This is a genomic window from Euzebya pacifica, assembly GCF_003344865.1.
GTDB classification, from domain to species: domain Bacteria; phylum Actinomycetota; class Nitriliruptoria; order Euzebyales; family Euzebyaceae; genus Euzebya; species Euzebya pacifica.
In genome coordinates, this window is the sequence record NZ_CP031166.1 from 174,887 (window position 1) to 192,837 (window position 17,951).

Annotated in this window: 14 protein-coding genes; 10 read left to right on the forward strand and 4 right to left on the reverse strand. The window is 69.9% G+C overall.

Features of this window, described 5'->3' with window-relative positions; translation table 11 throughout:
• Window positions 1-132 precede the first annotated feature (132 nt).
• Window positions 133-390 (reverse strand): hypothetical protein, encoded by a 258-nt coding sequence (locus tag DVS28_RS26005; RefSeq protein ID WP_164711102.1) that lies wholly within the window; start codon window positions 388-390, stop codon window positions 133-135.
• 100 nt (window positions 391-490) lie between these two features.
• On the opposite strand from DVS28_RS26005, the gene dcd reads away from it, so the two are divergent.
• From dcd to DVS28_RS26025, 5 genes are all read left to right on the forward strand, one after another.
• Complete coding sequence (gene dcd, locus DVS28_RS26010) at window positions 491-1,060, forward strand: dCTP deaminase (protein WP_114594928.1); 570 nt, start codon at window positions 491-493, stop codon at window positions 1,058-1,060.
• Window positions 1,057-1,275: a helix-hairpin-helix domain-containing protein gene (locus DVS28_RS26015; RefSeq protein WP_114594575.1), complete on the forward strand. Its 219-nt coding sequence runs from the start codon at window positions 1,057-1,059 to the stop codon at window positions 1,273-1,275. The genes dcd and DVS28_RS26015 overlap by 4 nt, the downstream gene beginning before the upstream one ends.
• Before the next feature lie 40 nt (window positions 1,276-1,315).
• Window positions 1,316-1,666 carry a hypothetical protein gene (locus DVS28_RS28835; protein WP_164711103.1) on the forward strand — a complete coding sequence of 117 codons (351 nt, stop codon included), beginning with the start codon at window positions 1,316-1,318 and terminating at the stop codon, window positions 1,664-1,666.
• Between the two features lie 97 nt (window positions 1,667-1,763).
• Entirely contained in the window at window positions 1,764-3,314 is a 1,551-nt protein-coding gene (locus tag DVS28_RS26020; protein ID WP_164711104.1) for an FAD-dependent thymidylate synthase, read from the forward strand.
• A 60-nt stretch (window positions 3,315-3,374) separates the two neighbouring features.
• Window positions 3,375-3,674 (forward strand): hypothetical protein, encoded by a 300-nt coding sequence (locus DVS28_RS26025; protein ID WP_114594577.1) that lies wholly within the window; start codon window positions 3,375-3,377, stop codon window positions 3,672-3,674.
• A gap of 306 nt (window positions 3,675-3,980) precedes the next feature.
• On the opposite strand, the gene DVS28_RS26030 is transcribed toward DVS28_RS26025, so the two are convergent.
• Together DVS28_RS26030 and DVS28_RS26035 are read right to left on the reverse strand one after the other, a co-directional pair.
• Window positions 3,981-4,697 carry a hypothetical protein gene (locus tag DVS28_RS26030; protein ID WP_164711105.1) on the reverse strand — a complete coding sequence of 239 codons (717 nt, stop codon included), beginning with the start codon at window positions 4,695-4,697 and terminating at the stop codon, window positions 3,981-3,983.
• 141 nt (window positions 4,698-4,838) lie between these two features.
• Window positions 4,839-5,330, reverse strand: coding sequence for a MerR family transcriptional regulator (locus tag DVS28_RS26035; RefSeq protein WP_164711106.1), 492 nt, complete (start codon window positions 5,328-5,330; stop codon window positions 4,839-4,841).
• A 109-nt stretch (window positions 5,331-5,439) separates the two neighbouring features.
• On the opposite strand from DVS28_RS26035, the gene DVS28_RS26040 reads away from it, so the two are divergent.
• Both DVS28_RS26040 and DVS28_RS26045 read left to right on the forward strand, forming a co-directional pair.
• On the forward strand, window positions 5,440-6,666 hold the full coding sequence (locus tag DVS28_RS26040) for an AAA family ATPase (protein ID WP_114594580.1): 1,227 nt from the start codon (window positions 5,440-5,442) through the stop codon (window positions 6,664-6,666).
• A 143-nt stretch (window positions 6,667-6,809) separates the two neighbouring features.
• Complete coding sequence (locus DVS28_RS26045; RefSeq protein WP_164711107.1) at window positions 6,810-7,709, forward strand: hypothetical protein; 900 nt, start codon at window positions 6,810-6,812, stop codon at window positions 7,707-7,709.
• Between the two features lie 317 nt (window positions 7,710-8,026).
• Here DVS28_RS26045 and DVS28_RS26055 read toward each other — a convergent pair whose 3' ends face one another.
• On the reverse strand, window positions 8,027-10,198 hold the full coding sequence (locus tag DVS28_RS26055) for a cell wall-binding repeat-containing protein (RefSeq protein ID WP_114594583.1): 2,172 nt from the start codon (window positions 10,196-10,198) through the stop codon (window positions 8,027-8,029).
• A 143-nt stretch (window positions 10,199-10,341) separates the two neighbouring features.
• Between DVS28_RS26055 and DVS28_RS26060 the strand changes: the two genes are divergently transcribed.
• The 3 genes from DVS28_RS26060 to DVS28_RS26070 all read left to right on the forward strand — a co-directional run bounded on the left by DVS28_RS26060 (window position 10,342) and on the right by DVS28_RS26070 (window position 17,925).
• Entirely contained in the window at window positions 10,342-12,993 is a 2,652-nt protein-coding gene (locus tag DVS28_RS26060) for an NACHT domain-containing protein (RefSeq protein WP_114594584.1), read from the forward strand.
• Between the two features lie 100 nt (window positions 12,994-13,093).
• Window positions 13,094-17,368: a DNA polymerase III subunit alpha gene (gene dnaE / locus DVS28_RS26065; RefSeq protein WP_164711108.1), complete on the forward strand. Its 4,275-nt coding sequence runs from the start codon at window positions 13,094-13,096 to the stop codon at window positions 17,366-17,368.
• Window positions 17,365-17,925, forward strand: a complete 561-nt coding sequence (locus DVS28_RS26070) for a DNA N-6-adenine-methyltransferase (protein ID WP_245973673.1) — start codon at window positions 17,365-17,367, stop codon at window positions 17,923-17,925. Before dnaE ends, DVS28_RS26070 begins: the two co-directional genes overlap by 4 nt.
• Window positions 17,926-17,951: the final 26 nt, after the last annotated feature.

Below are 17,951 nucleotides of genomic sequence, written 5' to 3' on the forward strand. Positions count from 1 at the left end.
TCCGTTCCATGTCGGGTCGCATTGGTATTGGACCGGCTGACTTCCAAGGCTTACTCGTCCAACCACCCGAGAGGGACTTGTCTGGCATGACCCAGGAGGACCGGGGGCTGGTGCGGTGCCACGGCTCTCTGGTTACGGGTTGGCCAGTCCGGTCAGCGCTGCGGCAACCGCGGCGACCGCGGTGGCGTGTGAGGATGCGGCGGCGGCTCGTTTGGCGAGGTCTTCGAATGCGGCTGCCGGATTGGCGCACACGGCTGCTGCGACGACGTCGGCCTGCCGGTCCGACCCGACGGGCCGGCCGATCGCATCCAGTGCGTCGGCCAGTATGCGGCAGGCCGCTTCTGGCCCATCGACGACCGTCGGGTGTGACTCGACGAGGTTGGTTGCCATGGTGAACTCCTGGACTGCGGGGTGGCAAGCGACCAACCCATCGGCCGGGCCCAACGAACTGTGAGCGGTCATGTCGTCGGGCGGGTGCACCATCGTGGTGATGATCCTCTCCGACACCGCCATCAGGGAAGCCATTGACGCGGGCCAGTTGACGCTGGACCCGATCGACCTGGATCGGGCGTTGCAGCCGACCAGCGTCGACGTCCACCTCGCCGCATCCTTCAGGACCTTCGACAGCCACCGGCATCAGGTCATCGACCCCCGGCGGTTGCCCGGCGACCTGACCAGCGAGGCGACCGCGTCCACGGAGGACCCTTTCGTGCTGCATCCGGGCGAGTTCGCGCTCGCCTCGACCGTGGAGACCGTCGGGTTGCACGGCCCCATCGTTGGACGGGTGGAGGGCAAGTCGAGCCTCGGCAGGTGCGGCTTGGCGATCCACGCGACCGCTGGATTCATCGACGCCGGGTTCCACGGCAACATCACCTTGGAGTTGTCCAACGTGGCGAACCTGCCGGTCCTGTTGTATCCGGGGATGCCCATCGCCCAGTTCGCCTTCTTTGCTGTCCAGGGCAAGATCGCCCGCCTCTACGGCCACCCCGACCTGCGCTCCAAGTACCAGGGGCAGGCCGGCCCCACCGCCTCGGCCTACCACCGCAACTTCGACCGGTGACCGCCGACCTGCCGAAGGTCGGCGCGCCTGCCGGCCGTGCCCTTGCCGCCCACGGCATCCACACCCTCCGGGACGTGGCACGACACACCGAGGCCGAACTCCGAGCGATGCATGGCGTCGGCCCGAAAGCGGTCGGAATCCTGCGCGAATCCCTGGAACGCCACGGACTGGCGTTGCGCAACGAGGACCTCGACAGACCCACCCGCAAAGAATGAAGTGCTAGACGTGCGAGCACAGCATTGCTAGGGTTTGGGCATGACCGACAACCACCGCGTCCTCGACCCCTCCACCGGCCCCGCAGTGGCCGCACGGATCCTCTGGGGCGACGACGCCTACGACTCCACCCGTCAGGGCGGCATCGGCGAGACCGACATCGACGATGTCCGTCCGTGGCTCGCCGAACTCCCGACAGAACGGGTTGACGCCATCGCCGCCGCCACCGGGCCGCACTGGGGCGAGGTCATCGACGCCACCACCGACGAGATCAAGGCGGTCGCCAACCTCGGCCTCGACGGCCTGCAGGGCGTCGCCGCCCACTCCGACCTCGAGATCGACGGCGAGGCCCTCGCTGCCTTCCTCCACGCCAACCGGACCCGCACCGCCTGAAACGACCGACGGTCCCACCCTGAGGGGCTCGGCCATCGCGTGTTCGCAGCAGGCGTCAGCTGCGGCCGTGTCGGACCGGTGGGCGACCATGCGTTGCATGGAGATGCTCACCGACGACGAGGCACGGCTGATCGCCCCGTACGTGTCCAACACGACTGCCGGCGTGTTCGCCATCCACGGGCTGCCAGAAGCCGTGAAGGCCGGCCTGTTCGCCCGCTACTCCCGCTCCACCAAGGGACTGCGCCGACTGCTGCTCGACGAGTTCGCCGACGTCCTCGATCCCGACCGGACCGACGACCTCGACGAGGGCGACCGGGCACGCGAACTCCTCGACCGAGTCGTGGTCCAGTTCGGCGACGACTCGGTGGCCGCCGGGGGCGGGGCCCACGCCGCCGTGGAGGGCGCGTCGAACCTGCTGGCCAAGCAACTCGAATGGGGCCGCCTCGCCGCCTACCTGGAGAAGTCCACCCGCTACGTCCCCTACGACGACAAGGTCGATGGCCGCTACCGGTACGTCCGGCCGCCCGAGATCATCGACGGCCCCCACCTGGCCGAGTACGAACGCGTCCTCGACAACGTCTTCGACATCTACTCCGGGCTGATCGGCCCGCTGGAAGCCATGTACCGGGCCCGCCACCCCCAAGACGCCCAGACGTCGGCTGAGGCGTACCGCAACACCATCCGTGCCAAGGCCCTGGACACCGCACGGGGGCTGCTGCCCGCCGCCACCGCCACCAACGTCGGCATCTTTGCGTCCGGGCAGGCGTGGGAGAACATGCTCATGCGGATGCGCGGCCACGACCTCGCGGAGGTCCGCACCACCGGCGACGCCCTCCTTGGCGAGCTCCGCACCGTCATCCCGTCGTTTCTCCGCCGCGTCGACATGCCCGACCGCGGCAACGTGTGGACCGCCTACCTGGCGTCGTTGCGGGCCATCGCCAAGGACGTCCACACCAGCGAGATCCGGCCGACGTTCGGGCCTGACCGTCCCGGACGGCCCGGTGTCCGACTCGTCGCGCACGGCCCCGATGGCGCCGACATCGACGTCATCGCCGGACTGCTCTATGGCGTCTCTGACCTCCCCGAGGACGAGCTGCGGTTCACCGTGGCCCGGATGCCCGCAGCCCAACGGGCTGACCTGCTGAAGCGGCTCGCTGGTGACCGGACCAACCGGCGGCACAAGCCCGGCCGCGGCCTCGAACGGGCCTGGTACCGGTTCGAGCTCGTGTCGGACTACGGCGCGTTCCGCGACCTGCAACGCCACCGCATGGCCACCATCGACTGGCAACTCCTCTCACCGGTCCACGGCTACACGATCCCCGATGACATCATCGACCTGGGCGGCACCCACGCCAAGGCCTACAAACGGGCGCTGTGGTCACAAGCGGACCTGCACCGCACCCTGCTGAGCACCCACGGTCCCGAAGTGGCCCAGTACGCCGTCGGGTTCGCCTACAACCTGCGGTACACCATCCAGATCAACGCGCGGGCCCTCATGTTCATGCTCGAGCTGCGAACCCAACCGCAGGGCCACCCCTCCTACAGGCGGGTCTGCCAGGAAATGCACCGGCTCGTGGACGGGGTCACCCCCTCGATCGCAGCGATCATGCTACGTCGACCATCGCGACTACGAACTGGAACGCCTTGACGCCGAGCGGCGCATCACCGTCCGAAGCTGAGCCAACGCGTCCCCTGCCGCTCCACGACCATGCCCCGCCGCACGGGCCCGCACGGCGCCGGAGATGACGTTCCAGGATCGGCCCCGCACGACGGTCCCACCAAGGACACCAACTGGCCGAAGATCGACTCCAAGGCGATCGGCCGGCTCGGTGACGCACCGGTGGACGTCATCGCCAACCCCAGCCTTGCGACCGTCGAGTGGGCAGTTGGTGGCGACACGGCACGCCACGGGGTGCCTGTGGTGGTGCTGATGGGCGGCAACCTGCTCGAGGCGGACGTGGACCGTCCCACCCGCCCCGAGGATTTCGACGATATGGCGGCGCGTTGAAGCTGCTGGCCCGGCGCACCAGCAGGCCGGTCCTCTGGCGTTCACCACGTCCGACCCCGGTGCGGGACGGCTTGCTGCTGACACCCGTATCGGCTTGGCCACAGGGGGGTACGGGGCGGTCCACGCCGACGTGTGGTCCGCCACCGGCAGCCACGACACCGTGGCCCTGACTGGTCTCCCGGCACAGGCACGGGTCGCCATCGCACGGCCGGTGCAACCGGGTCCGGCCGGACTGTTCGGGGTGGCACACCCGTACCGGCTGCGACCCGGATGTGGGGTGTGGTCTGCGTCCGGTGCGGGTCGCGGTCAGGTGCTGGAGCCGGCGTCGCGCAGGTGGGCGCCGACGTGACCGACCGCGACCACCCGTTCAGCCCCGTCGACGTACCAGTAGGTCCGCATGATCTGATTGGCTGGGCCGACCCGGCGTGCCAGATGGGGTCCGAGCATGATCTCGCGGTCGCCGTAGCGGCGGATGTAGTCGGCCGTGTAGGTGGTTGCAGCCGTCTGGGAGATCCCTGGCCGGTATCCCGACAGGCCGTACTCGGGTGCGGCGATGCGCATCGCTGTCCCAAGCGTCCCTGACGCCCATGCCTCAGCGAGTCGGTTGAGGGCGAGAAGGTCGGCGAGGACCCGATCAGGGTCGGGGTATTCACTGGCGGCCGCTGAGGTGTGGGCATCGGGAAGGAAGACGAGATGGGTGCAGCGGTCGGCTGCGATCCGGACCGCATCAGCAACATCGGTGGGGGTGGGAAACGACGGTTGTGGCGGCCTGTCGGGTCGGATCGTGCCCACAACGGCATCGCCGTCGGCTGGGGCCGTGTCGTCGGGCGAAGAGACATCTGGGGAAGGGTCGGGCGGTGCCGCACGCCGGCGTTCAACCGGGACGACCGGGCTCCTGTCCACCCCGGCGTCGCAGGCCAGCGTGTCGATGACGGCCGAGGAGACGCCGAACTCGCGGTCGAGCCGTTGCAGGGCCCCACGTCGTCGCCGGTCGATGCTGGCCAGCAGTTCGTCGGCGGGCATACCGAGGGTCCGGGCGGACGCCACGAGCGTGTCGCCCTCCACGACCGGTGACCCGGCAGGGTTCGGCGAGTGGCATCGTCGCGGCAGGGGCCGACCGATCGCTTGCGCAGCAGGTCAGTCCAGGCCGATGCCGGGTTGGAGTCAGATCGCTCGTTGACGCCCGCCCGTTGAGGGAAGCGGGTTGGCGGGTTCGGTGGGGATGCCGACCACATCGGCGGTCACGCTCTCCCGCAACGGTGTCAACGCGATGGCGAACACCCCCTGGCCCGACATCAGTACGTCGAAGACCTCCTGCTGTTCGGTGCAGACGTACAGGTCGGTGCCGTCGTTGAGGAGGGTCACGTCATCGAGGGTCTGGCCACGATCAGCGAGGGCATCCAGCACCTTGGTGATCTTCTGCAACGACACACCGGCATCACGAAGCCGCTTGACCATCCGCAGACGGACGATGTCCTCGAAGCCGTACAGCCGCTGGCTTCCCGACCCGACCGCATCCTGCACGCTGGGCACCACGACCCCGCGGGTGGTCCAGTGGTCGAGCTGCCGGTAGGTGATGCCGGCCAGCTTCGCAGCCACCGGACCCCGGTAGCCCTCGCGGTCATCGCGGAACAACGGCGTCTGCCCCACCGCCATCACCTGCCCTTGCGTGTAGTTCCCTGTGTCGGTTTCGCACTGACGAGCGTACGCTCGCCCGAGCATCCCCGTCGAGAGAATCCTCATGCTCTGATAATGTTTTCAGCGTATGGCTGATAAGCTTTTCAGGACTCCCGAGGGCAATCCGTTCGTGCCCGGCCACGATGCCGTGCCCGACGTATGGGCAGGCCGCGCCCGCGAGCTTTCTGACTACACCGGGTACGTCCGGGCTCGCCGCGTCAACGGCGTGTTCGAGCGCGGCCGCGCCGTGCTCGGCCAGCCAGGGATCGGCAAGTCCGTCCTGGTCAACCGGATCGCCAGAGAAGCCAGCGAACTCGGCGACATCGTCCTGCCGCCCGTACGACTCCACCGGGGGGCCGACCCGCTCGCCGGTGTGGCCGCCGCACTCGTCGCCGCCGCCGAGTCACAAGACCTTGCCGGCCGAGTATCCAAAGCCGCGATGGAGGTGTTGCGCACCATCGCGTCGCTCCGCATCGGCGACGCCGCAGTGGCGATCAACGCGCCGGCTGCCGAGTCGGCCCCCCGAGCGATCACCACCGCCCTGACCGACCTCGCCGGGGCGGCACGCGCCAGGGGCAGCGTCGTGCTGGTCCGACTCGACGAGGTCCAGAACGCCACCGCCGACCCCGTCACCCTGTCGTCGTTGCTCATCGCCCTGGGCGATGCCAGCGCCGCAACGGTCACCGATCGCGACTTCGCTGGCAACGCCCACGACCACCACCTGCCCGTCGTCGTGTACCTGACCGGCCTGCTCGACTTCGTCGACAGCGTCGAGGGCGACCCGATGCAGCGAGCAGGCGCAACGTTCGGACGGCGATTCGCCAAGACCTACCTCGACTGGCTCGCCGACGACGAGGTCCGCGACGCCCTGGTGCCGTTCACCACGAGCGGCTGGCCGACCAACGACCATCGGGTGACCGCTACAGCCGACGCCATCGACGCGCTCATCGAGGCGACCGCTGGCGACCCGTTCGTCTTCCAGCTCCTCGGGGCTGCCGCCTGGAACGCACGGCCGGATCATTCGGTCATCAACGCCGCCGACGTCGCTGCTGCCGAGGCCACATGTGCCGAGGAGATCGAGGACCACGTCGCCCGGATGCTCGACCCGCTCCCCGACCTCGAGCGGGCCGCGTTCGAGGTCCTCGTTGGCCTCGACCCCGCCAACCGGTCGACCAAGGCCGTCGCTGACGAGCTCGGCAAGACGTCGTCGCAGCTCGGCCCGACGATGCGACGCCTCGAACGCCGACGGCTCGTCCGCCGCGAAGGACGACGTACCCATGTCGCTGCCCGACTCGTGGAACGCCACCTGCCCTGACCGACCCGGTCGTCGGTGGGGGATGGCTCTCGCCGTCGTGCCCGGTGGCTTGGCCGGGTCCGGTTCGACCGTCCGCCGCCTGCCTGCCCCACCACCACGATGTCGTGGTGTTCCCCGGGCGGCCCGGCCGGAATGCCATGCCCATGACGTCGCACCCCTGTCCTCGCAGCACCCAGGCCGGCCAGCCGTGCCGCAACACCATCACCGCTGGTCGGGCCGACTGCGGACGCCATGTCGCCGACACCACCTGCTGGACGTGGGGTGGCGGGACAGGCGGCCTTGCCACCGCGATGCAGGACCCGATGGCCACACCGGCCAGCCCTGCGGTGATCGCGGGTCCAGTTGCCCCTACCGGACCGCGGCTTGATGGCGCCAACGGGCCCGGCTCCGCAGCCCTGCGCGGGGCCCGCCGCCAGCAGACCGCAGAGATCCGCCGGATGGCAGTCCCCGACGACGTCACCGTTGGCCCTGCCCGCTACATGCCCGCCCGGGACGCCGTCGTTGCCTGGGTCGCCGGCGACCGAGATCTGCTGGACCGGATCGGCGACGGACGGGCCAGCGGCCCGGTCCCGGTGACCGTCGGCGGGATCGTCGGCAGGGTCGAGGACGGCCGTCTCGTGTGGCGCAACGGACGCACCATCGAGGAAGGCGACATCATCGAGTCCTACCGGACGTTCCCGACCGCCCAGGCTGCCCTGGACGACCTGACCGGTACCGCCACACCGGCCATCACCGGCCGGTTCGGCCACTACGGGCCGCACCACCAGACCGACTACGACGACGCCATGGCGTTGCTGCGTGAGCACAAGGGCCATGTCACGAGCCACCGGGACCCCTACGGCTCGGCGGATGCGACGGTGGTCGACGCCGATCTCTGGCGGGATGGGGCCGATCTCCCGGTCATCTCGATGAGCATCGCCTACGACGACACCGGCGCCGAGGTTCGGGCGTGGTGGGCCAACGACACCTACGCGTCGGCGTCTGCGCTCGCCGAACTCCTCGCCCACCGCAACGCAACCCGGCAGGCCAGCACAGCCGCCTGAGCCCGCTGCAGGGCGTCAGCGGGCCCCACCGTCGCGAGGTGGCTCCAGAGGATGAAGCAGCCGACGCCGAACAGCAGCGTCAGCGGCACCTGCGACAGGATGCCCCTCCAGTCGATGTCGTCGAACGGGAGGGTGCCCGGCGAACACGACCCCGCCGCCGACGAGCCAGACCCCGTCGGTCCGGACGTCCCAGAGGATGAGGAAGCCGAACGCGATCTTTGCCACCAGTCCCATGCCGGTGGCTCCTGACATACGAAAGGCCGCACCCCGTGATGGGGTGCGGCCCCGTCCCTACCAGGGACGGTGTGGGTCGCCTGCTACCAGGCGACGTGGTTGGACTCCGCGCCGCCGCCGGTGACCCAGTGGTCGGGCCCGTCAGCGGACCAGCACAACGTCGAGTCGCCGCCGCTGCCCGACCCGTTCAACCCGATGGTCTGGGTCCAGAAGCCCTGCGGGTCAACCGAGTCGTGGCAGGTCACCGTGACGCTGCCGCCGGCGGGGCCGTGGCTGACCGACAGCGAGTACCAGTAGCCGCCGTTGATCGGTGCGCCGCGCGTCAGCGACAGCGTCAGGCCCGGCGGAGGCGGTGGGGGAGGAGGCGGGGGCGGCGGGGTCCCCCCACCACCACCCCACGTCACGTGATTGGACTCCATGCCGCCGCCGGTGACCCAGTGATCGGGCCCGTCGGCGGAGTAGCACAGCGTCTGGTCACCGCCACGCCCGGCGGCGTTCAGCCCGATGGTCTGGCTGTAGAAGCCCTGCGGGTCCACCGAGTCGCGGCAGGTCACCGTGACGCTGCCTCCCGGCTGCCCGCAGACCGACACGTCGTACCAGTAGCCGGCGGGTGCCGCGGAACCCCGCGCCAGCACGATCCCCTGGGGCGAACAGGCGGGCACCGGGTCTGGGCCGGGACCGGGGTCTGGATCGGGGCCGGGGGTGGGCCCGCCGGTGCCGTACAGCGCCCTGACGGCGGCGATGTCGTCACCGTGCAGGCCCTGCGGGCCGTCGTAGTAGGCGTACATCATCGCGTCGCGGACGTCGCTGTGGTGGATGCCGAGGGAGTGGCCGAACTCGTGGGCGGCGACGGTCCACAGGTCGGTGCCGGGGACACCGAACTCGCCCCAGTCGTCGGCCTCGTCGAACCAGATGTAGTTCTGGCCGCCGACGACCTCGCCGAGGTGGGCTCGGGCCAGCACCCCGCCCCGGCCACCGAACCCCTCGGCGGCGGTGGTCCACTGGACCAGGACGTCGGCGTTGCCCGGCGACCCCTGGGTGACGGTGACCCCGGACACCGACGCCCACTCGCGGGCCGCCGCCAGCACCAGCTCGTGCTCGCGGCTGCCCGACAGGTCCGGGGTGCCGTTGACGAACCCGATGGAGATCGGCAGCGACGTCCACTTCTGGCCGCCGAGCACGTACTCCTCGGTGTCTGCAGGCCCCGACGCCGACGCCGCCGGGGCGGCCGACACCACCTCGTCGACGACGGACTCACAGATCGCCGCTGCACCACCGAGGACCCGGATGGCGTCCGGCTCGAGGTCGGCGACGACGTCCAGGACGAGGTCGTCGACCGGGCCGCAGGAGTCGACCAGCAGCAGCGGGCCGTCCTCCACGCTGGTCGCGGCCAACGCATCGGCGTAGCCCGCCGAGGTGGCGAGCGTCACGGCCGCGACCCCCGGCGACCAGGCCTCGGCGGCGAGCGCCGCAGCGAGCACGATGTCGTTGCCGGCGGTCCGGTGACCCGACGGGATCCCGAACCGGTTGTCGATGTCACGCATCGCGTCGGAGGAGATCCGCCCGCCGACGTACTGGATGTAGCCGGGCCGCAGGCGGTCGATGGCGTCCAGGACCGCAGCCGGTGCAGGTCCGGAGGAGGGGAGCAGCAGCACCGCACGACCGGTGGTGCCGGCCGCGAGCGCGCCGGCGAAGGTGTCACCGGAGGCGATGTACAGCACGTCGTTGGGGACCCCGGAGGACACCGCGACACCGACGACCGCGGCGGCGGTCTCGAACCGGGAGGCCCCGGCGACGCGGGTCACCGTCCTGCCGGCGGCGGCGTCACGGGCAACGCCGTCGGAGATGGCGGCCGGGCCGCCGAGGACGAGCACCCGGCCGGGGTTCAGGGTGGCGATGGCGTCGGTGACCGCCTGGGGGACCGAACCGGTCGGCGGGACCGCCAGGACCGGCACGTCCAGCGGGCCGGCGGCAAGCGCATCCGGGTAGTTGGCCCCCGACACCAGCACGACGGTGCCGGCGGACTCGAAGGAGTCCAACGCCACCGCCGCAGCGGTCTCGTAGCGGGACGGACCGGACAGCCGGAACGCCACCGGGGCGTCGGCCACGGTCACCCCGACCACCGGCAACGAACCCGGCCCATGCTCGGGGCCGTCCGCCACCACAGGGGCGGCGGCATCGGGAAGGGGGGCGAGGGTCAGCAGGCCGGCGATCGACGCCACGGCCACCACCCATGCGATCAACGTGCGGCGCATGGTGCGCTCCTTGTCTCTGGTAGGGACCGGCCACCCGAACGGGGCCGATGGAGCAACAGTGGGGACCCGGCACGCCCGGGGTAAGCCCGTCAGCCCGGGCGTCGCGCCCGGGAGAGTCGGGTCGATGTGGGAACATCGAGCTGATGTCGCTGATGAAGCACTGGGAGGCCGCAGGAGTGGTCGCGGTCGCACGGCGGTCTTCGCCGGGTGACTGGCTCAGGCTGCTTCGCGATCAGGAGCGCACCGACGTAGAGGCGTTGCTGGCGGCCCGACTCAACGTCGAACCGGCGACGGTCGAAGGTCTCGTCGCGAGTGCCGAGTCCTGGCTGGCCAACCTGTTGGCGCACAGACTCGACAAGGGCAAGGGGACTCGGTGGGCGAGGTCGGAGGCCGCCGCCCGACGCGACCTGGCCGTGTGGCCCCCAACGGTCCCTTCAGCAATGGCGATCGACGCCTACTTCAAGCTGCACGGCGCAGTGGAACGTCTCCGCCGCAGCCACCAACGAATCGCCGTCCACGCCGTGCTCGACCTCATGTCGCTTGACAACGACCCCCGCGCCTCCCGCTACCGCGACAGCGCCCGCGACGTCGCCACCCGACGCGGCACGACCACCGAGATCCGTGAACGCAGGTTCAAGGAGATCCGCCATGACAACGACACCCGCAGGGCGCGCCTGATCGAGTTGCTGTCCGCCCGGCACATGGACGGCGGGAGCCCAGAGCGGTTGCTGGAGGCCACATGGAGCAACGGGGCGGGCCGGGCCGGATGGTTCACCGCCCTCGACCGGGTGATGATCGAAGTCGCCCGAGAACGGCAGGTTCTCCACGCCGCCCCATGGGCCACACGGTTCAACCCCGAGACGGCACACCCGTCCAACGCCTACCCCCAAGAGGTCCGGGCCTACCTGGACGGGATCATCGAACGCTACTCGTCGCTGCCGGGCGCCTGGCATGCACCGGACCGGATCGTTGCCGGTCACCGCCGCCACGTCGGCCGCAGGTTCGTCCGACCCATCACCTTCGGGGAAGAACGGACCGAATGGGACGACTGGATCGGCACCCTGCCGGGAGACACCACCGGGATCCTGGTGCTGGGAGACCCCGGCTACGGCAAGTCCACCCTCACCCGGTGGGAGACCGCCAGCCGGGCCGCAGAATCGCTCCGCGAACCCATCCCACCCAAGGGTGGGGTGCCGGTCCTGGTCACGTGCGCCGCACTGGTCGAACACCTCCCCTCCGACGGCAAGGGCGGCCTCCTCGGTCCCGCCCTGACCGCCCTGTACAACGACCACGTCGACCTCGATCCCACGTTCCACACCTGGGCAACCTCCCACCCGGACCTTCTTTGCATCGTCCTGGACGCATTCGATGAGGTCGAACGCGGATGGGGCAAGATCGAAGGCGCCCTCGCTAAGGAAACCGGGTTGGGCCGGATCATCGTCACCTCACGGCCCGTCGGGCGTCCCGATCGGTTCGCTGCCACCTCCGGTACCACGACGGTGAACCTCGCCCCCCTGACCGCCGAACAGGCCGCAGGGATGATCAGCGACTGGTTCGCCAAACCGATCCGCACCGACGCGAACGGGCAGGCCCGGACAGCCACCCCCGATGAGGATGCCCTCGACGGCAGCCGGGCACGTGCCAGGGACCGACTGCTCATGGCCCTGGACGCCGAACCGCAACTCGCTTCACTCACCCGGATCCCGCTTTTTGCGGTCCTCGCCTGCACCATCGTCGATCCGGCACGTGCCGGCGACACCACCCACCCCGGCTTCCCCTTCCACCGTGAGATGCCAGTCGGATGGGTGCCGCGAAACCGCACCGAACTGCTGTGGGCCGCCGTCATCGACCGGCTCTACGGCGTCGGCATCGACGGCGGCTACAACGCCCCCCGAGCTGACCTCCTCGACCGGCTCCTCCGCGACGCCGCCGCCATCGCCTTCCACATCTCCATCGGTAACAAGGGCAGGAACGACCCGCGCCGCAACCGCCGACTGCTCGACCACCACCTCCGCACCACCCTTGGCGACCGAATCGCCGACACCGCCGGACTCCTGCTGCTCAAGGTCGGCGACGATGGCGGCTCGGGACTTCTGACCGAGAACCGGGAAAGCATCGACTGGCTCCACAAGCAGGTCGGCGAGTACCTCACCGCCCACCACCTCGCTGCCAACCCCGACCTCCGCAACGGCACCGGGATCCAGGACCTCATCGACAGCCCGGACCAGACGGAAGTCGTCCGTCTCCTCATCGGAGAACTCGCCCGGCTCCGCGACTCCTCATTCGAGGAACTGATCGAACGGATCGCCGACGGCCACGACCTCGGGATGATGCACAGCCGACTGCTGTGGCGCGCACTCGGTGAACTTCCCGCCCCTCTCGCCGACGATCTGCGCCACCGCTACGCCCGCACCTACATCCGCCGGCTCGAGGACGCTCGGACGTTCAATCCCGACAAGTCCGATCAGAACCAGATCATCCGCGAACTCGCCGACGTCGCCGAAGCCGTCGGTGCCACGGAAACGGTCCGGCCATGGACTGCGGAACGCCAACCGCACCGCATCCGCGAGGAAGGACAGCTGCTCCTCGACCCCCAGGTCACCGTTGTGGACTGGCTGCGCACAACCGCACCCACCAACTTCGACACCGCCAACCCCAACGACATCGCCACGGTCATCGACGTCGTCAAGGCCTACCGCAAACTCCGGGCCGACGGCCAATGGGACGACACCAACGCGGTCGCCACCGAACTCGCCGCCATGGGCATCGACCCGTGGCTCGTCTGGACGGGCTGACAGGCCCACCCGCGCGGGCATGTCGGCACCTGCCGCGACCATGGACCCGGCACGGAATGACCGGGACACACCGTCCCGACCCGTGCCGAGGAACCCACCGATGGCAGACCCGTTCGTCCACCTCCACGTCCACACCGAGTACTCGATGCTGGACGGCAAAACCCGTGTCGGTGGACTCGTTGAGACCGTCGCCGCTGACGGTGCACCCGCCGTGGCCGCCTCCGACCACGGCAACCTGCACGCCTGGCCCGCTCTGTACAAGGCCGCCAAGGCCGCAGGCATCACCCCGATCCCGGCGATCGAAGCCTACGTCGCCCCGGAGGACCACCGGGTCAAGGCCAAGCAGGGCCCCTACAACGAGGCCTACTACCACCTGACCGTCCTCGCGACGTCCAATGTCGGGTTCGCCAACCTCGCCAACATGTCGTCCAAGTCATGGATCGACGGGTTCTACCGGAAGCCCCGCATCGACCTAGGGCTGCTGGAGACCCACTCCGAAGGACTCACCGTCCTGTCGGGCTGCCTCGGCGGGGAGGTCTGCCAGCACATCCTCCATGGCGACAAGGACGCCGCGCGCGAGACCCTTGACCGGTACGCCCAGACGTTCGGCGATGACCGGGTGTTCGTTGAGCTGATGGACCATGGGCTGCCCGACGACAAGATCGTCAACCCGGTCCTGGTCCGCCTCGCCAAGGACCTCGGGCTGCGGACCGTCGCCACCCAGGACTCCCACTACACCCACCCCGGGGACGCCGACTCCCACGACGCCCTCCTGTGCGTCGGGACAGCCTCCAAGGTCGCCGACGCCGACCGGTTCCGGTTCGACTCCCAGGAGTTCTGGGTCAAGCCGGCCGCCCAGATGCGCGCCCTGTTCGACGACTTCGCCCCCGACGCCTGCGACTCCACCCTGCTGATCGCAGAGATGGTCGACGTCGACATGCGCTATGGCCTGGACCTCCTCCCGGAGTTCCCCTGCGACGACGGCCACACCGCCCAGTCCCAGCTGCGCCGCGACGTCATGGATGGTGCCAAGCGGTTGTACGGCGACCCGTTGTCCGACGAGGTCCTGGAACGCATCGCCTACGAGCTGCGGGTCATCCACGACATGGGCTTCGATGACTACTTCCTCATCGTCGCCGACTTCGTCCGCCACGCACGAGAGGTCGGCATCCGGGTGGGGCCGGGGCGCGGATCGGCCGCCGGCGCGATCGTTGCCTACACCACCGGTATCACGCGGGTCGACCCGATCCGGCACGGCCTGATCTTCGAGCGGTTCCTCAACCCCGACCGCGTCTCCATGCCCGACATCGACATGGACTTCGACGACCGCCGACGCGGCGAGATGATCGAGTACTCCAAGGTCAAGTACGGCGTAGACCTGGTCGCCCAGATCGCCACCTACAGCCGGATGAAGGCCAAGCAGGCTATCAAGGACGCCGCACGGGTGCTGGACCTGCCCTACTCCGTCGGTGACCAACTGTCCAAGGCGTTCCCTCCCTCCAAGCAGGGCAACGACCCGACGATCGCCGACGCCCGCGAGCACGAGCCGTTCACCACCGCGTTGGAGGGCATGGGGCCGGAGGCTGCCAAGGCGGTCGATCTCGCCGCGACGTGGGAGGGCAACGTCCGGGGCACCGGCGTGCACGCCGCCGGTGTGGTGATCGCCCCCAAGCCGCTGGCGACCCTGTCGACCCCGCTGATGGTCGATGACGACGGCAACGTCGTCACCCAGTGGGAGCTGAAGACCATCGAGCCGATGGGCTACCTCAAGATGGACTTCCTCGGGTTGCGGAACCTCACCATCATCTCCGACGCCGAGGAACTCATCCGTCGCAACAAGGGCATCGACGTCGACATGGACGACCCAGCCCTGCTTGGCGAAATGGACGACGGCGCCGCCTACGACCTGCTGTGCCGCGGCGAGACCCTCGGCGTGTTCCAGCTGGACTCGCGCGGCATCCGCGATCTCGTGGTCCGCATGCAGCCCCGCCAGTTCGATGCCATCTCCGCTGCGCTGGCGTTGTACCGGCCCGGCCCGATGTCGATGGAGATGCACACCGAGTACGCCGACCGGTTGGCGGGACGCAAGCCGGTCCGCTACGACCACGAAGCGCTCGAGCCCATCCTTGGGGAAACCCTCGGAATCCTGACATATCAGGAGCAGGTGCAGCGGTGCGCCACGGACCTCGCCGGGTTCTCCGGCGGCCGGGCCGACACGCTCCGCAAGGCCGTCGGCAAGAAGCAGGCCGACCTGATGGCCGAGCTCGAACCGGAGTTCAAGGACGGCGTCACCACATCGGTCGACGGCGTCCTCGCCGACCGACTGTGGGACCTCATCGTCGGGTTCGCCCAGTACGGCTTCAACAAGGCCCACACCGTCTCCTACGGCATCGTCAGTTTTCAGACCGCCTGGTTGAAGGCCCACTACCCGACCGAGTACATGGCGGCGCTGCTCACCTCGGTTGCCAACAACAAGGACTCTCGGCCCGTCTACCTGGCGGAGAACCGGCGGATGGGCATCGAACTGCTGCCACCGTCGATCAACGCGTCGGTGGACGCGTTCGCCGCCGACGGCGACACCATCCGCTACGGCCTCGGGGCCATCAAGGGGATCGGGTCCTCGGTGGTGTCGGCGGTGGTCGCCGAACGCGACGCCAACGGCCCGTTCGCCGACTTTCACGACTTCGTCGCCCGGCTGTCGGCCAATTTCCCGTCTGTGCTCAACAGTGGCTCGGTGGAGGCGCTGGCGTCCTCCGGGGCGTTTGACCCGGTCGGCCACCCACGCAAGGGGCTCACCCAGGTCGCCGCCCAGATCCTCGAAGGTGCCGTGGCCAAGGCCAAGGCGGAGGCGGAGGGCCAGTTCTCGTTGTTCGACGCGCTCGGCGGCGGCGACGCGCCGGACACCAGCGACCGGGTGCTGGTCCCTGGGGGCGAGTACGACCAGACCCAGATGCGCCGGCTCGAACGAGAACTCCTCGGCGTCTACGTCTCCTCCCACCCCCTCGACGGACACCAGCACCGCATCGCCGCCCAGTCCGACCGGCAGATCGCCGACCTCCCCGAGCTCCGCGACGGCCATCCAGTCGTCATTGCCGGGATGATCTCCGCCGTCACCGGCAAGACCACCCGCAAGGGCGACCCCTACGCCACCGCGGTCCTGGACGACACCACCGGCGAGGTCGACCTCACCATCTGGCCCAGGGCCTGGGCCAAGTCCCAGCCGCTGTGCACCGCCGACGCTCTCATCGTCGTCGAGGGCAAGTTGGAGAAGAACGACGACGGCATCAAGGTCCTCGTCGACCGGGTCCGCCCCTTCGACACCACCATGGAAGTTCCCGAATCACCGGAGGTTGCCGCGATGGACACCCCCGACCCGCACCCGGACCCGGCCCCGGTCCCCGTCGCGAGCCGTCCGGCACCCGACGTCCCCATCGCCGGCGGCTCGGGCACCGACGCGCAACCCGCTGCCGTCGCCGTCGAGACGGCTGCGGCGCTGCCGGCCGGTTCGCCGGTCGCGGTCATCGACGTGTCGCCGGCCGAAGCGCTCGCGGGCGGGTTCGGCCATGCGATTCGGTCGCTGATCGAACGGCATCCGGGCCACAAGTCGGTGCGGGTGCGGATCAGTTCGCCGGGCCGTGTGACCACGATGAAGCTGCCGAAGGCCAAGTTCAGGGTGGACGACTCCAACGGTTGGTCCGCCGACCTCGCCGAAACCCTCGCCGGGCTGATCGCCGCTCCGGCAGCGACCGTCGACGGGACACCGGTCGACCCGTTCACCGGCGAACCCGACCCGACCGACGACCGCGGGCCGGCCACCAGCACCCAGGTGATCGCCGACGCCGTCGAGACGGCCGGTGACGCCACGCCGGGCGGCGATGCCACCGTTGAGGCGGCCGGGCCGCAGGACACGGCCGAGGGCGACCGGGTTGGGCCGGGGGAGTGGACCGACGGGCTGGACATCCCCGGCCCGGCCGAGGAGGACACGTCCGAGGAGGACGCTTCCGAGGAGACGCCACCCCCGGTCGAGCCACCCGATGACGGGCCCGAGCAGGAGTCCGCCGACCCCGCAGACACCGCCGAGTCACAGGACCAAGGAGGGGAACCGGAGCCGCCGGTCGAGGCCACCTTGGTCCCACGGACCGACGAGGAGCTCGCGCAGATCGACGCCGCCCGCGAACGGGTGCCCGCCGACGCGGCAGCGATCATCGGCATCGCCGCCGGGTTCGACATCGACCGTGACGTCGTCAAGGCGGTCGCTGAGGAGCACGGCCTGTTCACCAAGACCGCGATGGGCGACCCCGTCAGCCGGTCCCGACTGCTGCACCTCGTCCTCGACGAGGCCGCCAAGGGACGACGCGAGGAGACGGCCCGGTGACCGGACGGCAGGCGCTCCAGCCACGCCTGCAAGGCGTCGGGATGGGCCGTGACCAGCGGGGCGGATGGTCCACTGACGTGTGGCTCACCCCACCGGTGCTCCTCGACGCCCTCGGGCCGTTCGACCTCGACCCGTGCGCCCCGGCGGACCGTCCATGGGACACCGCCAACACCCACATCTGCCTGCCCGACGACGGACTGTCGGCCCACTGGCCCGCCGACGCGCGGGTGTGGCTCAACCCGCCCTACGGCGACCAGACGTGGGTGTGGCTGCGACGGCTCGCCGACCACGGGCGCGGCACCGCGCTGGTGTTCGCCCGCACCGAAACAGCGGCGTTCCACCAAGAGGGCTGGCAGCGCGCCGACGCGATGCTGTTCCTTGAGGGGCGGGTCCGGTTCCACCGCATCGACGGGACCGTGTCACGAAAGGACGCCGGCGCACCGTCGGTGCTGATCGCCTACGGGCCAGCCGATGCCGAACGGCTCGCCGCCAGCGGGATCAACGGCCACTGGGTCGACCTGACCGCCGCCCGACGCGTCGGGGAGCAGGCCGCATGACGCGCCGTGTGCTCACGGGGCGGCAG

What these genes read in the sequence shown, in the direction of transcription:
- DVS28_RS26005 (WP_164711102.1), bottom strand. Translation starts at nt 390, where the DNA reads ATGGCAACCAACCTCGTCGAGTCACACCCGACGGTCGTCGATGGGCCA.
- dcd (WP_114594928.1), top strand. Translation starts at nt 491, where the DNA reads ATGATCCTCTCCGACACCGCCATCAGGGAAGCCATTGACGCGGGCCAG.
- DVS28_RS28835 (WP_164711103.1), top strand. Translation starts at nt 1,316, where the DNA reads ATGACCGACAACCACCGCGTCCTCGACCCCTCCACCGGCCCCGCAGTG.
- DVS28_RS26020 (WP_164711104.1), top strand. Translation starts at nt 1,764, where the DNA reads ATGGAGATGCTCACCGACGACGAGGCACGGCTGATCGCCCCGTACGTG.
- DVS28_RS26025 (WP_114594577.1), top strand. Translation starts at nt 3,375, where the DNA reads ATGCCCCGCCGCACGGGCCCGCACGGCGCCGGAGATGACGTTCCAGGA.
- DVS28_RS26030 (WP_164711105.1), bottom strand. Translation starts at nt 4,697, where the DNA reads ATGCCCGCCGACGAACTGCTGGCCAGCATCGACCGGCGACGACGTGGG.
- DVS28_RS26035 (WP_164711106.1), bottom strand. Translation starts at nt 5,330, where the DNA reads ATGGCGGTGGGGCAGACGCCGTTGTTCCGCGATGACCGCGAGGGCTAC.
- DVS28_RS26040 (WP_114594580.1), top strand. Translation starts at nt 5,440, where the DNA reads ATGGCTGATAAGCTTTTCAGGACTCCCGAGGGCAATCCGTTCGTGCCC.
- DVS28_RS26045 (WP_164711107.1), top strand. Translation starts at nt 6,810, where the DNA reads ATGACGTCGCACCCCTGTCCTCGCAGCACCCAGGCCGGCCAGCCGTGC.
- DVS28_RS26055 (WP_114594583.1), bottom strand. Translation starts at nt 10,198, where the DNA reads ATGCGCCGCACGTTGATCGCATGGGTGGTGGCCGTGGCGTCGATCGCC.
- DVS28_RS26060 (WP_114594584.1), top strand. Translation starts at nt 10,342, where the DNA reads ATGTCGCTGATGAAGCACTGGGAGGCCGCAGGAGTGGTCGCGGTCGCA.
- dnaE (WP_164711108.1), top strand. Translation starts at nt 13,094, where the DNA reads ATGGCAGACCCGTTCGTCCACCTCCACGTCCACACCGAGTACTCGATG.